This is a genomic window from Cupriavidus sp. WS (assembly GCF_000395345.1).
GTDB lineage: Bacteria > Pseudomonadota > Gammaproteobacteria > Burkholderiales > Burkholderiaceae > Cupriavidus > Cupriavidus basilensis_B.
This window is the reverse complement of sequence record NZ_AQPL01000308.1, coordinates 26,415-39,589: the sequence shown is the minus strand read 5'-3', so window position 1 is coordinate 39,589 and position 13,175 is coordinate 26,415. Positions and strand designations below refer to the sequence as shown.

The following is a 13,175-nucleotide window of genomic DNA, read 5'->3' as shown; positions in this document are numbered from 1 at the left end:
GGAACGTGATGCGCGACGACGTGGCCATCGCGCACGCCACCGGCACCCGGCCGTTCCAGCCGGCGCTGCTGCTGGCGGTGTGGACCATCGCCATCTTCGTGTTCTTCAGCCTGTCGGGCTCCAAGCTGCCGGGCTACATCGTGCCGGTCTTCCCCGCGCTGGGCATGCTCGCCGGCGTGGCGCTGCTGCGGATCCAGGAGCAGGCCTGGCAGCGCTATCTCAAGGCCATGCTCGTGGTGATGGCGCTCGGGCTGCTGGCCAGCCCGGTGGTGGCCACGCTGCATTCCAACCATACGCCCAACGCCGACTATCGCGTCTACGCGGTATGGATCGCGATCGCCTTCGCGGTGATGCTGGCCGGTGTCTGGCTGGCCTGCCGGCTGCTGGCCACGCGCGGCCTGATGGCCAGTGTCGCGGTCTATGCGCTGACGCTGTTCACGGGTTTCACCGGGGCGCTGCTCGGACACGAATCGATCGGCGGGCCGGCCTCCGGCGCGGGCATGGTGCCGGCCATCGAGGCGGTACTCAAGGACGACATGCCGCTGTATGGCGTGCGCATGCTGGACCATACGCTGCCGTTCTATCTGGGGCATCCGCTGGTGATGGTGGCCAGCGCCGACGAGCTGGATTTCGGCACGCAGCAGGAGCCGCGGAAATGGATCCCCACGCTGGATGCGTTCGCGGCCCGCTGGCAGGCGGGGCCGCCCGCGCTGGCGGTGATGTCGGCGGACACCTACCTCCTGCTGGCCAGCCGGGGCGTGAAGATGACGGTGGTCGCGGACGACGCGCGCCGCATGGTGGTGGCGAATTTCCCGTTGCGGGCGGCAACCGAACGCTGACGAATGACCAAGGCATGACCGCTTGCCACCCGCCTGCATCCTTCCCCGACGCAAGACCGCGCACCCACATATCCGCTTACCCACATCGAGAATCCCCCCATGCTTGCCACCGGAGCGCTAAGCTGGCTGACCAGCGACCAGCAGATCATGTCGATGCTGGCCCAGAACTGGGTCACGGGCCTGATGATCGTCGCCGCCATCATCTTCCTGGAAACCGGCATCGTGATCCTGCCGTTCCTGCCCGGCGATTCGCTGCTGTTCGCCACCGGCGCCTTTCTCGGCGTCAATGACCTGTCGCCGCTGCCGGCCGTCGCGCTGATCTGCACGGCGGCGGTGCTGGGCGACGGCGTCAACTACCTGATCGGCCGCTCCGCCCTGGGGCAGCGCCTGCTGCGCGCGGGCTGGGTCAAGCCCCGGCACATCGAAAAGACGCGCGCCTATTTCGACCGCTACGGCGGCTCGACCATCACGATAGCCCGCTTCGTGCCCATCGTGCGCAGCGTGGCGCCTTTCCTGGCCGGGCTGAGCGGCATGTGCCCGCGCCGCTTCACCGCGTTCAACGTGCTCGGCGCGGTGGTGTGGGGCACCGGGCTGCTGCTGGCCGGCTTCTGGCTCGGCGGCATCGAATGGGTCCGCGCGCACATGAGCTGGATGACCCTTGCCATCATCGCCGTCTCGCTGCTGCCGGTGCTGCTGCAGGTCAGGCGGAGCACGGCCCGGGTCCGGCGCTGAGGCGCCGGTGCCCGGATGCCCCGGGCTACTTCACCGCGTCGGCGCGGTGCCAGCCGCCGCCCAGCGCCTTCACCAGCATCACGCTGGCGATCAGCTGCCGCCGGCGCACGGCCTCGGCCGCGCGGTCGCTCTCCAGCGCCGTGCTCTCCAGCACGCTGACGTCCAGGTAGGCGACCGCGCCCTTGCGGTAGCGGTCCAGCCCCAGCGCCAGCGCGCGGGCCGAGGCGTCCGCCGCGGCCTGCTGGCTGTCCGCTTCTTCCGCCAGCGCCGAGAGCGCGGCAAAGTTGTCCTCCACTTCCTGAAGCGCGCGCAGCACGGTGTCGCGGTAGTCGGCCGCGCTGGCATCGAACTGCGCCAGCGCGCTGTCGGCCAGCGCGCGGCGGCGGCCGCCGTCGAACAGGGTGGCGGCCAGCGCCGGGCCGATTGCCCAGAAACGGCTCGGCGCGGTCAGCCAGCCGGCCAGGCTGGAACTGTCCAGGCCGCCGCCCACGGCCAGCATCAGGCTGGGGAAGAAGGCGGCGCGTGCCACGCCGATCTGCGCGTTGGCGGCGGCCACGCGCCGCTCCGCCGCGGCCACGTCGGGGCGCCGTTCCAGCAACTGCGAAGGCAGCGCGGCGGGCAGCGGCGGCAGCACGGGCAACGCCGCGTCGTCGGGCTGCGCGGCCAGCGAGAACGCGGGCGGCGGCAGGCCGACCAGGGTGGCGATGGCGTGCTCCAGTTGCGCGCGATTCAGGCGCACGTCCGCGAGTTGCGCCCTGGCGTTCTCCAGTTGCGCGCGCGCCTGCGCCACTTCGCCTTCGGTGGCGATCCCGCCGCCGTAGCGGTTGCCCACCAGCGCCAGCACGGTGGCATAGGATTCGACGGTGCGTCTGAGCAGGCCCAGTTCGCGGTCGGCCGAGCGCAGGCCGAAGTAGTCGGCCGCCAGTTCGGCCTGCAAGCCCAGGCGCACCGCGGCGACGTCGTCGGCGCTGGCCTGGGCGCGCGCGTCGGCGGCATCCGCGCCGTTGCCGATGCGGCCGAACAGGTCCGGCTCCCACGACGCGGTCAGGCCGAGCGCGTAGTCCGGGACGGTCTTGCCGGCCAGCGAGCGGCCCACCAGGTTGGCGGAGGTGTGATTGCTGGTGGCGCCGGCGCCAGCGCCCACCACCGGGAAATACGCGGCATGCGCGGCGCGCGCCTGGGCGCGGGCATCCCGCAGCAAGGCCGTGGCCTTGCGCAGCGACTGGCTGGACACGTCGACGCGCGCTTCGAGCGCCTCGAGCTGCGGGTCGCGGTAGACGTGCCACCAGTCCCGCGCGATGCCGGGCGGACCGCCCGGCGTCGCGGCGCTGGCGCCGGCCTCCTTGTAGGCGGACGGCAGGTCCAGGGCGGGCGGCTGGTAGTCCGGCGCGGTGGCGCAGCCGGCCAGCAGCATGGGCAACAACGCGGGCAGCAGCGCGGCCGCGCGGGCCAGCGCGCGCAGGCCGCGGCGGATCGGGAGGACGGGAGCGTGCATGCGGGTCCTCATCGCGGCAAGCCGGACACGCTGCCCTGCGCGGCGCCCTGCCCCACGCCCGGCCCCGCGGCGGGCGCCGGAGGCGGCGCGGCCGCGGCGATGACGCTGACCTTCGCGCCCGCGGCGAGGCCGTCGCCGGGATTCATCACCACCGCCTCGTCGCCGCGCAGCCCGGCCACGATCTCCACCCGCGCGCCGAAATCGCGGCCGATGGCCACCTTGCGCAGCGCCACGCGGCCGTCGGCGCCGACCACCGCCACGCACGTGCCGTCCGGGCGGAACATCAGGGTCTCGGCCGGCAGACTCAGGCCGGGGCTGTCCTGCGGCGCGCGCAGGTGGACCTCGGCATAGGCGCCCGGCAGGATGACGCCCCCGGCGTTGTCCACCTCGAGCTCCACGCGCAGGGTGCGCGTGACGGTGTCGATGGCGCCGGCATTGCGCGTCACCCGGGCCTCGAAACGCCGCCCCGGCGACTGCGGCAGCGTCAGCCACGCCTGGACCTGCGGGCCGATCATGCCGCTCGCGTCCTGCGGCACCTGCACGTAGACGCGCAGCCGCGCGCCGGCGGACAGGTGGAACAGTTCCCGCCCGCCGCCCGCGCTGCCATTGCCGCCGCCCGCGTCCACCAGCGCGCCGGTGTCCACGTTGCGCGCGGTGACGACGCCGTCGAATGGCGCGCGAATCTGCGTGTAGGACGCAAGCTGCGCCAGCCGCGAGGTATTGGCGCGCGCCGAGGCCAGCGTGGCGGCCTTGGCCTGCATGTCGGCAACCTTCTGCTCGGTGTCCTGCTGCGCCACCGAGCGCGACGCCAGCAGGTCCTGCCAGCGCTGCGCCGTGCTCCTGGCCAGCGCGTAGTTGGCGGCCGCGGTCGCTTCGTCGGCGCGGGCCTGGCGCAACTGGTCGCTGACCTCGGGCGCGTCGATTTCCGCGAGCAGCTGGCCTTGCGTGACTTTGCTGCCGATGTCGGCGTACCAGCGCCGCAGGTAGCCGCTGACGCGGGCGAAGACCGGCGCATCCTGGAAGGCGCGCACGTCGCCCGGCAGGGTCAGTTCGTCGGCGCCGTCGGCGCGGCGCGGCTGCACGGTGGCGACCGGCGTCGACGCGGCGGCGGCGGCCTGGGCGCCGAGCGCGGCGCGGGCCTGCAGCCGGGGCAGGATGCCGGCGGCCAGCGCCGCGCCCAGCAGCGCCAGGGCCAGCAGGCCGGCGCGCAGGCGCCGCCCGCGCCGGGCGGAGGACGCCGGCAGCGGCGCGGGATCGGATTGTGGTTTGGGGGTCATGACTGGCCTTTCTGGTCGAATTTCAGGGCGGAGGACGCGGCGGCGGACGCGGGGGACGACCCGCTGGCCGCGCGGCGCGCGAGCCATTGATGCAGCAGCCCGAACAGGGTCGGCACCAGCACCAGCGTCGCCACCGTGCCGAATGCCAGGCCGCCGATCACCGCGCGGCCGAGGGGCGCGTTCTGCGCGCCGGCGTCGCCGGTGCCCAGCGCCATCGGGATCATGCCGATCAGCATCGCCAGCGCCGTCATCACGACCGGGCGGAAGCGCCCGATGCCGGCCTGCAGCGCGGCCTCGAAGGGCGCCATGCCGGCGGCGCGCAGTTCGCGGGCGAGGCTGATCACCAGGATGCTGTTGGCGGTGGCGATGCCGATGCACATGATGGCGCCGGTCAGCGCCGGCACGCTGACCGTGGTCTGGCTGACGAACAGCATCCAGGCCATGCCGGCCAGCGCGCCCGGCAGGCCGCCGATGATCGCCAGCGGGTCCAGCCACGACTGGAAGTTCACCACCATCAGCAGGTAGACCAGCACCACGGCGATGGCCAGCCCGCCGAGCAGGCCCGAGAACGAGTCGCGCATGGTCTGCACCTGCCCGCGCACCACGAGCTCGGACCCCGCCGGCAGCTCGCCGCGCGCGGCGTCGACGATGCGATGGATGTCGCCGGCCACCGCGCCCAGGTCGCGCCCGCGCACCGCGCCGAAGATGTCGATCACGGGCTGCACGTTGTAGTGCGACACCACGCCCTGCTGGGCGGTGCGCTCAATGCTGCCGAGCGAGCCGAGCAGGTCGCCGCCACCGCCGCCAGGAAAGCCGGCGCCCAGGCCGAGCGGGATGTTCGACAGCGCCTGCAGCGAGCCCATCGCGTGCTGCGGCACCGACACCATCAGCGGGTAGCTGACGCCGTTGCGCGGATTGAGCCAGAAGTTGGGCGAGGTCTGGCCGCTGCCGGACAGCGAGATCAGCAGGTTCTGCGCCACGTCGCGCTGCGACAGGCCGGCCTGCAGCGCGCGCGTGCGGTCCACGTTCACGGTCAGCGCGGGCTGGTCGTCGGGCTGCTGGATATGGACGTCCACCAGGCCCGGCACCGCGCGCAACTGCCCGGCGAGCTTGCGCGCCAGCGCGCGATTGGCGTCGAGCCGGTTCCCCACCACCTGGATGTCGATCGGGGCCGGCAGGCCGAAGTTGAGGATCTGGCTGATGATGTCGGCCGGCAGGAAGGAGAAGCTCACGCCCGGGAACGCCTGCGGCAGCAGCTTGCCGAGCTGGTCCACGTAACCGGCGCCGGGCGCGTGGCCGGGCTTGAGCGACACCAGGATCTCCGCGTCGCCGGTGCCGATGGGCAGCGCCGAATCGTAGGTCAGGTTGATGCCGCTGACCGGCAGGCCGATGTTGTCGACGATGCCGGCCACGTTGCCCGCGCCGATCACCTCGCGGATGCGGCTCTCCACGGCGTCGGCGATGCGCGCCGTTTCCTCTATGCGGGTGCCGGTGCGCGCGCGCATGTGCAGGCGGATCTCGCCGCTGTCCACGCTGGGGAAGAAGTCCTGGCCCAGGAACGGCACCAGCGTCATGGACAGCGCGCAGCACGCCAGGAAACCGGCGGCGAAGCGCCCGGGACGGCGCAGCACCGCGCCCAGCAACGCGGCGTAGCGCGCGCGCAGCCTCTCGAATGCCTGCTCGAAGCGCGCCTGCATCCCGGCGCAGGCGCGGCGCACGCCGGCGAGGCGGGCGGCGAAACGGGCGGCGAAGCGGGCGGCAAGGCGACCGGCGGGGCGCGCCGCCTCCCGCGCGCCCTCCTCGCCGCGCATCAGGTAGTGCGCCAGCGTGGGAATCAGCGTGCGCGACAGGAAGTACGAGGCGGCCATCGCGAACACCACGGCTTCGGCCATCGGCACGAACAGGTAGCGCGCCACGCCGGACAGCAGGAACATCGGCAGGAACACGATGCAGATCGACAGCGTGGACACCAGCGTGGGAACCGCGATCTGGGCCGAGCCTTCCAGGATGGCCTGTTCCAGCGGCTTGCCCAGCTCGCGGTGGTGGGTGATGTTCTCGATGGCCACGGTGGCGTCGTCGACCAGCACGCCCACCGCCAGCGCCAGGCCGCCGAGCGTCATGATGTTGATGGTCTCGCCGAGCGCGGACAGCGCCATCAGCGAAGCCAGCACCGAGAGCGGGATCGAGATGGCGATGATCAGCGTGGCGCGCCAGCTGCCCAGGAACAGCAGGATCATCAGCGCCGTCAGGCAGGCCGCCACCAGGGCTTCGTGCAGCACCCCCTGCACGGCGCCGGTGACGAACACGGACTGGTCGGACACCGGCTGCACGCGCAGCGCGGCCGGCAGGCCCGCCATCATGCGGGGCAGCATCGCCTTGACCTGCGCGATGATCGCCAGCGTGGAGGTGTTGCCGCTCTTCTCGATCTCCAGCAGCGCCGAGCGCTTGCCGTCGCGGCGCACCACGTTGGTCTGCGGCGCGTAGCCGTCGCGCACCTGCGCGACGTCGCGCACGTAGACCACGCCGTCCGGGCCGCTCCTGACCGGCAGGTCGTTGAGGCCGGCCACGGTGGCCGTGCTGCCGTTCAGGTCCACGCGGTATTCGAGCGCGCCGACCTTCGCGGTGCCGCCGGGCAGCACCAGGTTCTGCGCGTTGACCGCGTTGACCACGTCCAGCGCGGTCAGGCCGCGCGCCTGCAGCGCGCGGGCGTCGAGGTCCACCATCACCTGGCGCACCTTGCCGCCGTAGGGAAGCGGCACCGAGGCGCCCTGCACGGTGGCGAGCTGGGTGCGGATGAAGTTGTTGCCGAGGTCGTAGAGCTGCTGCTCGGGCAGCGAGTCGCTGCCCAGCGCCAGCCGCAGGATCGGCACGGTCGAGGCGCTGTAGCTCAGGATCAGCGGCGGCGTGGTGCCCGGCGGCATGCTGCGCAGCATCGACTGCGCGCCCGAGGACGTCTGCGCGATCGCGCGGTTGATGTCGGCGCCGGGGTGGAAGAACACCTTGATCACGGCCACCCCGGCGAGCGACTGCGACTCGATGTGCTCGATGTCGTCGACGCTGTTGGTCAGCGAGCGCTCGTAGCCCGTCACGATGCGCCGCGACATGTCCTCGGCGGACAGCCCGTTGTAGTTCCACACGATGCTCACCACCGGAATGTCGATGGCCGGGAAGATGTCGGTCGGCGTGCGCATCAAGACCAGCGGGCCGGCCAGCAGCAGGCACAGCGCCAGCACCACGAAGGTGTAGGGGCGGCTCAACGCGAGCCTTACTATCCACATGGCAGGATTCCTGAATCGATTGGAGCACGATGCCCATGCGCGGAAATCGCGCGATGGGCCGGATTCTAGGGAGCCGATGGGCATGCAAACGCTATCAGTTCGATTACGGATTTGTCATGTGGGGCGGGTTGCCGGGCCGGTATCATGCGAGCCATCAACCGAGGACGCTGCGCGAGCAGGAGGGACGGCGATCATGAAGATACTGGTGGTGGAGGACGAGCCCAAGACGGGGGAATACCTGCGCAAGGGGCTGGCCGAATCGGGCTTCGTGGTGGACCTGGCCGTGACCGGCGCCGACGGCCTGCACCAGGGCATGGAGGGCGAATACGACCTGATGATCCTCGACGTGATGCTGCCCGGCATGAACGGCCTGGAAGTGCTGCGCCAGCTGCGCGAGCGCAAGGACACGCCGGTGCTGATCCTGACCGCGCGGGACGAGGTGGAAGACCGCGTGCGCGGGCTGGAGCTGGGCGGCGACGACTATCTCACCAAGCCCTTCGCCTTCGTCGAGCTGCTGGCGCGGGTGCGCACGCTGCTGCGCCGCGGGCCCATCCGCGAGGCCGAGCGCATCGAGGTCGACGACCTCGTGATCGACCTGATCCGCCATCGCGTGATGCGCGCCGGGCGCCGCATCGACCTGACCCAGCGCGAGTTCTCGCTGCTGCATTTCCTGGCGCGGCGCGCGGGCGAGGTATTGAGCCGCACCCAGATCGCCTCGCACGTGTGGGACATGAACTTCGACAGCGACACCAACGTGGTCGACGTGGCCGTGCGCCGGCTGCGCGCCAAGATGGACGACGAGTTCCAGCGCAAGCTGATCCACACCGTGCGCGGCATGGGCTACGTGCTGGAAAGCCGGGGCGGCTGATGCGCAGGATCTCGCTGACCGCGCGGCTGGCGCTGGCCTTCGGCGTGGCTGCGCTGCTGGTGCTGGGCGGCGTGGGCGCCTACCTGTACCGCGCGCTGGCCACCCAGGTGATCGAGCGCGACGACGCCGAGCTGCTGCGCAAGGCCGCGCGCGTGCGCGACGAGCTGGCCGACTCCGGCGCCGCGGGCGCCGAGTACTGGCGCGATGTCGGCGGCGTGGTGTCCGGCAACGAGGAATTCGCGCTGCTCGTGCGCGCGCCCGACGGCGCCCTGCTGCTCGCGGCCAACGCCACCCGGGACGCCGTTCCCGAGGTCGCGCCGCTGGCGCTCGCGGCCGCCATCGGCCCCGGCGCCATCCACGCATGGAGCACGCCCGCCGGCTATCCGGTGCGCGGCGTCACCGCGCTGGCCCGCGCCGGCAACGCGCGGGAGCCGCTGCGCTTCACCCTCTACCAGACCGCCGTGGGGCGCGTGACGCTGTTGCGCGCCTACCGCGACAAGGTGCTGGCCGCCACCGTGCTCGGCGCGCTGATCGCCGCTTGCCTGGGCTACCTGCTGCTGCGCATCGGCATGGCGCCGCTGCGCAGGATCGCCGCCGGCGCCTCGGCCGTGACCGTGACCCGCCTGCAATTGCCGCTCGATCCGGCCCGGTTGCCGCCCGAGCTGGAAGAACTGGCGTCCGCCCTGCAGCAGATGATGCAGCGGCTGCACGAAGGCTTCGAGCGGCTCTCGCAGTTCTCCGCCGACCTCGCGCACGACTTCCGCACGCCGATCGGCAATCTGCTGGGCCAGACCCAGGTGGCGCTTGGCGCCGAGCGCAGCGCCGACGAATACCAGGCGCTGCTGGCCTCGAACATCGAGGAGTACGAGCGCCTTGCCCGCATGATCGAGAACATGCTGTTCATCGCGCGCGCCGAGAATGCGCGCGTGGCGGTGAACCCGGTGACGCTGGACCTGGCGCGCGAGCTGCACGGATTGTCGGACTACTTCGAGGGGCTGGCCGAGACCGGCGGCGTGACCATCGCCGTGGCCGGCTCGGGCAGCGTATTGGCCGACCCGCTGCTGCTGCGGCGCGCCGTCAGCAACCTGGTAGCCAACGCCATCCGCTACACCCCGGCCGGGCAGACCATCACCATGCGCGGCGCGCAGACCGCCGCGGGCGCCAGCATCGAGGTCAGCAATCCGGGGCCCGGCATCGCCCCCGAGCACATGCCGAAGCTGTTCGACCGCTTCTTCCGCGGCGACGCGGCGCGCGCCAACTCGGGAGAGTCGTCGGGCGTCGGGCTGGCCATCGTCAGGTCGATCATGGACCTGCACCACGGCACGGTGGAGGTGGAGTCCGAAGTCGGGGGCGTGACGGTGTTCCGGCTGCGGTTTCCGGCGGGCGACGACACGGCCAGGACCCGCGGGAGCGCGTGAAGGCAGTCGGGCACGCCGATGCCTGAAGCCCGCGCGGCGAGCGATCGAGCCGATCCCGGCGCAGCCACGCTCGCGCGGCAGGAGGCATCCTTGCCGCCTGCCTTCCGGCATCGTGACCGGCCGAAGCCACCCCCAGCCACGCTAGACACCCGCTAGACGATAGGCCGCGCGCCGCGCCGGCGATCCTCCTGCAGCAGATTGCCGATCTGCTGCAGCGCATGGCTGAGTTCCGCCTGGCTTGCCGCGCCGCCCACGGAAATCCTCACCGCGTTGCCGGGGTCCGGCTCCGTGCTGAACGCATCCGAGCCGGCCACGGCGATGCCGCGCTGCTCCAGCGTGTCGACGAAGAGCTGCGAGTTCCACTGCGGCGGCAGGGGCAGCCAGATATGCAGCCCGGACGGATGCGCGCTGGCGGACTTCGGCAGCAGCGAGCGCGCCAGGGTCTGCCGCGCGCGCGCCTCGCGCTGGACCTCGACCAGGAGCTGCCGCGCCATGCCGGTCCGTATCCATTGCTCGGACAGCCCGAACAGCAGCGGCGAGCCGCCCATGCCCGAGGCGCGCAGATTCTCCTGCAGCGACGCGCCGTCGCCGTCCTCGGGCACCAGCACGAACGCGGTCCGCAGGCTTGGCCACAGGCATTTCGACAGCGACGCCATGTAGTACGTGCGCTGCCCGCCCGTGAACGTGGCCAGCGGCGGCGGCGCGTCGTTGAGCAGGAACCAGTACGGATCGTCCTCCATCAGCGTGATCTTCAACCTGCGCAGCACGGCGGCAACCTCCTGGCGCCGCCCCGCGGGCATGGTCCGCGTGGTGGGGTTGTGCAGGGTCGGATTCAGGTAGATGACGCCGGCGCCGGTGGCGCGATGGGCTTTCTCGATGGCATCCGGCAGGACGCCCTCGCCGTCGGAGGCCACGGCCACGACGCGCAGGTCGAGCTTGCGGGCCGCCAGCAGGAAGCCCGGGTAGGTCAGCGGGTCGCACAGCACCGTGTCGCCCCTGCGCGTGACGGACAGCAGGATGGCGAAGATCGCGGCCTGCGTCCCCGCGGACATGATCAGGTTGCCGTGCGCGAGATCGCCCAGCGCGGGCCCGAGCCATGCCTGGCCCGCCTGGATCGCCGACGAGTTGCGGCTGCCGGTGTCGTAGGCCGACAGCCGCTGGCTGCTCTGGCGCAGGAACAGTTCCTCGACGCCCGTGCGGACGAAATCGCCGAGGCTGCGCCCCGCGGGCTGGGGCGGCACGTTCATGCTGAGGTCGATCCGCACCGCGCCGGCCGCGTTGCCCGGCGTGGCGACGAACGACCCGCGGCCACCGAACGATTCGATCAGGCCGCGGTTGCGCGCCTCGGTGTAGGCCCTCGTCACCGTGGTCAGGTCGACGCCCAGCGCGGCCGCGAGCGCGCGCTGGGGCGGAACCTGGTCGCCGGGCGCGAGCTTCTCCTGCCGGACGGCCTCGCCGATGAGATCGACGATCTGCAGATAGCGGGGGCCGGCGCCCGCCACCAGCGGCCGGACCCACGCCAGCTGGTGAGACGCCTTCGACTCAAGTTCCGACATTCGCGCAGTCTCCATTGTCAAACCATACAATAAGTTCTATATTTGGCATACATTGTAAATCAAAATCCATACATAAATCAAGCGTATGGATGAAAATCGTGTCGTCTGATGCCATGCCGCGGTCCGCTTCCGGCGGCGGCGTTGTCGTGGTGCGCGCGGACCGGGCCGGGAGGCAGTGCATGGAAACGCGCGTCCCCGGCCACGGGATGGCGCCGTGGCCCGGCGCGGCGCGCGGCATCGATGGCACCGGCAATGGCAATGGCACCGGCGCGGCGCATCGCGGGGCGGCGCATCGCGGCATGCCCGCGTCTTGGGCGGCCCCGCACCGAAGCCGCCGAACTGGCGGCGCCCCGCCCTGCCGTGCCGGCGGACGGGATGCCCGCCCCGCCCGATTATGGCGAACTTCCGCGCGCCGGCCGCGGGCATCGAACCAGAACCTGATACGGAGCAAAGGAATCCACCAATGGCGGTTACAGTTTCACGCGACCTCTACGAGCACGTCATGGTCCCCAACTACGCGCCGGCCGCGATCATCCCGGTCGAGGGCAGGGGCGCGCGCCTGTGGGACCAGAACGGCACCGAATACATCGACTTCGCCGGCGGCATCGCCGTCAACGCGCTGGGGCATTGCCACCCGGCGCTGGTCGAGGCCCTGGCCGAACAGTCCCGGCGGCTCTGGCACGTCTCGAACATCTTCACCAACGAGCCCGCGATCCGGCTGGCGCACGCGCTCACGCAGGCCACCTTCGCCGACCGCGTCTTCTTCGCCAACTCCGGCGCCGAGGCCAACGAAGCCGCCTTCAAGCTCGCGCGGCGCCACGGCATCGGCACCGGCGGGGACGCCAGGCACGAGATCGTCGCCACGCACAACAGCTTTCACGGCCGCAGCCTGTTTACCGTGAGCGTGGCCGGGCAGCCCAAGTATTCGGACGGCTTCGGCCCGCCCATCGCGGGCATCCGGCACGTGCCGTTCAACGACATCGCGGCGCTGGAGGCCGCGGTGTCCGGGCGCACGTGCGCCGTCGTGCTGGAGCCGGTGCTCGGCGAGAGCGGCGTGCTGCCCGCCACCCACGCCTACCTGCGGCGCGCCCGCGAGTTGTGCGACGCGCATGGCGCGCTGCTGATCTTCGACGAGGTCCAGACCGGCATGGGCCGGCTGGGCACGCTGTTCGCCTATCAGCATTTCGGCGTGGTGCCGGACGTCATGACCGTGGCCAAGGCGATCGGCTGCGGCTTTCCGCTGGCCGCCATGCTCGCCACCCGCGCGGCGGCGCAGCACCTCGGCCCCGGCACGCACGGCAGCACGTTCGGCGGCAACCCGCTGGCCTGCGCGGTCGGCGAGGCTGCATTGCGCCTCATCGACCAGCCCGCGGTCCTGCGCGGCGTCGGGGAGCGGCACGCGCGCCTGGCCGGCGCGCTGGCCGCCATCGGCAGGCGCCACGCGCTGTTCGAGGCGGTGCGCGGCATCGGCCTGCTGCTGGGCTGCGTGCTGGCGCCGCCGTGGAAAGGCCGCGCGCAATACGTCGCGAGCCGCTGCCTCGAGCATGGGGTCATGGTGCTGCAGGCGGGCCCCGACGTCATCCGCCTGGCACCGAGCCTGGTCATCGAGCGCGACGAGATCGACGATGGCCTGGCGCGCCTGGAAAGGGCCGCGGCGCAGCTCGCCGCGGAACTTCACGAACAAGAACGACTTCAATCAGAGGAGCAATGAC

Annotated in this window: 8 protein-coding genes and 1 pseudogene; 5 read left to right on the top strand and 4 right to left on the bottom strand. The window is 71.8% G+C overall.

Going from position 1 to position 13,175, the window contains the following annotated elements:
• Together K206_RS43840 and K206_RS0123815 are read left to right on the top strand one after the other, a co-directional pair.
• Positions 1–839: pseudogene (locus K206_RS43840) on the top strand (4-amino-4-deoxy-L-arabinose transferase); the annotation flags it as partial.
• 99 nt (positions 840–938) lie between these two features.
• A complete protein-coding gene (locus K206_RS0123815) occupies positions 939–1,571 on the top strand; it encodes a VTT domain-containing protein (protein WP_020204900.1) in 633 nt (210 codons plus the stop codon).
• Positions 1,572–1,596: 25 nt separating this feature from the next.
• On the opposite strand, the gene K206_RS0123810 is transcribed toward K206_RS0123815, so the two are convergent.
• Genes K206_RS0123810 through K206_RS0123800 form a run of 3 tightly spaced genes read right to left on the bottom strand, consistent with a single transcriptional unit; the run spans position 1,597 to position 7,621 of the window.
• Positions 1,597–3,066, bottom strand: a complete 1,470-nt coding sequence (locus tag K206_RS0123810) for an efflux transporter outer membrane subunit (RefSeq protein WP_020204899.1) — start codon at positions 3,064–3,066, stop codon at positions 1,597–1,599.
• A gap of 8 nt (positions 3,067–3,074) precedes the next feature.
• On the bottom strand, positions 3,075–4,343 hold the full coding sequence (locus K206_RS39105) for an efflux RND transporter periplasmic adaptor subunit (protein WP_020204898.1): 1,269 nt from the start codon (positions 4,341–4,343) through the stop codon (positions 3,075–3,077).
• Positions 4,340–7,621, bottom strand: coding sequence for an efflux RND transporter permease subunit (locus K206_RS0123800; RefSeq protein WP_029044010.1), 3,282 nt, complete (start codon positions 7,619–7,621; stop codon positions 4,340–4,342). The genes K206_RS39105 and K206_RS0123800 overlap by 4 nt, the downstream gene beginning before the upstream one ends.
• A 193-nt stretch (positions 7,622–7,814) precedes the next feature.
• Here K206_RS0123800 and K206_RS0123795 point away from each other — a divergent pair, with 193 nt between their 5' ends.
• A complete protein-coding gene (locus tag K206_RS0123795; RefSeq protein ID WP_020204896.1) occupies positions 7,815–8,489 on the top strand; it encodes a heavy metal response regulator transcription factor in 675 nt (224 codons plus the stop codon).
• The gene (locus K206_RS0123790; RefSeq protein ID WP_020204895.1) at positions 8,489–9,907 is read left to right on the top strand and encodes a heavy metal sensor histidine kinase; all 1,419 of its coding nucleotides are present in this window, start codon (positions 8,489–8,491) and stop codon (positions 9,905–9,907) included. The genes K206_RS0123795 and K206_RS0123790 overlap by 1 nt, the downstream gene beginning before the upstream one ends.
• 152 nt (positions 9,908–10,059) lie before the next feature.
• On the opposite strand, the gene K206_RS0123785 is transcribed toward K206_RS0123790, so the two are convergent.
• Positions 10,060–11,463 carry a PLP-dependent aminotransferase family protein gene (locus K206_RS0123785; protein WP_020204894.1) on the bottom strand — a complete coding sequence of 468 codons (1,404 nt, stop codon included), beginning with the start codon at positions 11,461–11,463 and terminating at the stop codon, positions 10,060–10,062.
• A gap of 463 nt (positions 11,464–11,926) precedes the next feature.
• On the opposite strand from K206_RS0123785, the gene K206_RS39100 reads away from it, so the two are divergent.
• Positions 11,927–13,174 (top strand): acetylornithine/succinyldiaminopimelate transaminase, encoded by a 1,248-nt coding sequence (locus tag K206_RS39100; protein WP_052165971.1) that lies wholly within the window; start codon positions 11,927–11,929, stop codon positions 13,172–13,174.
• Position 13,175: the final 1 nt, after the last annotated feature.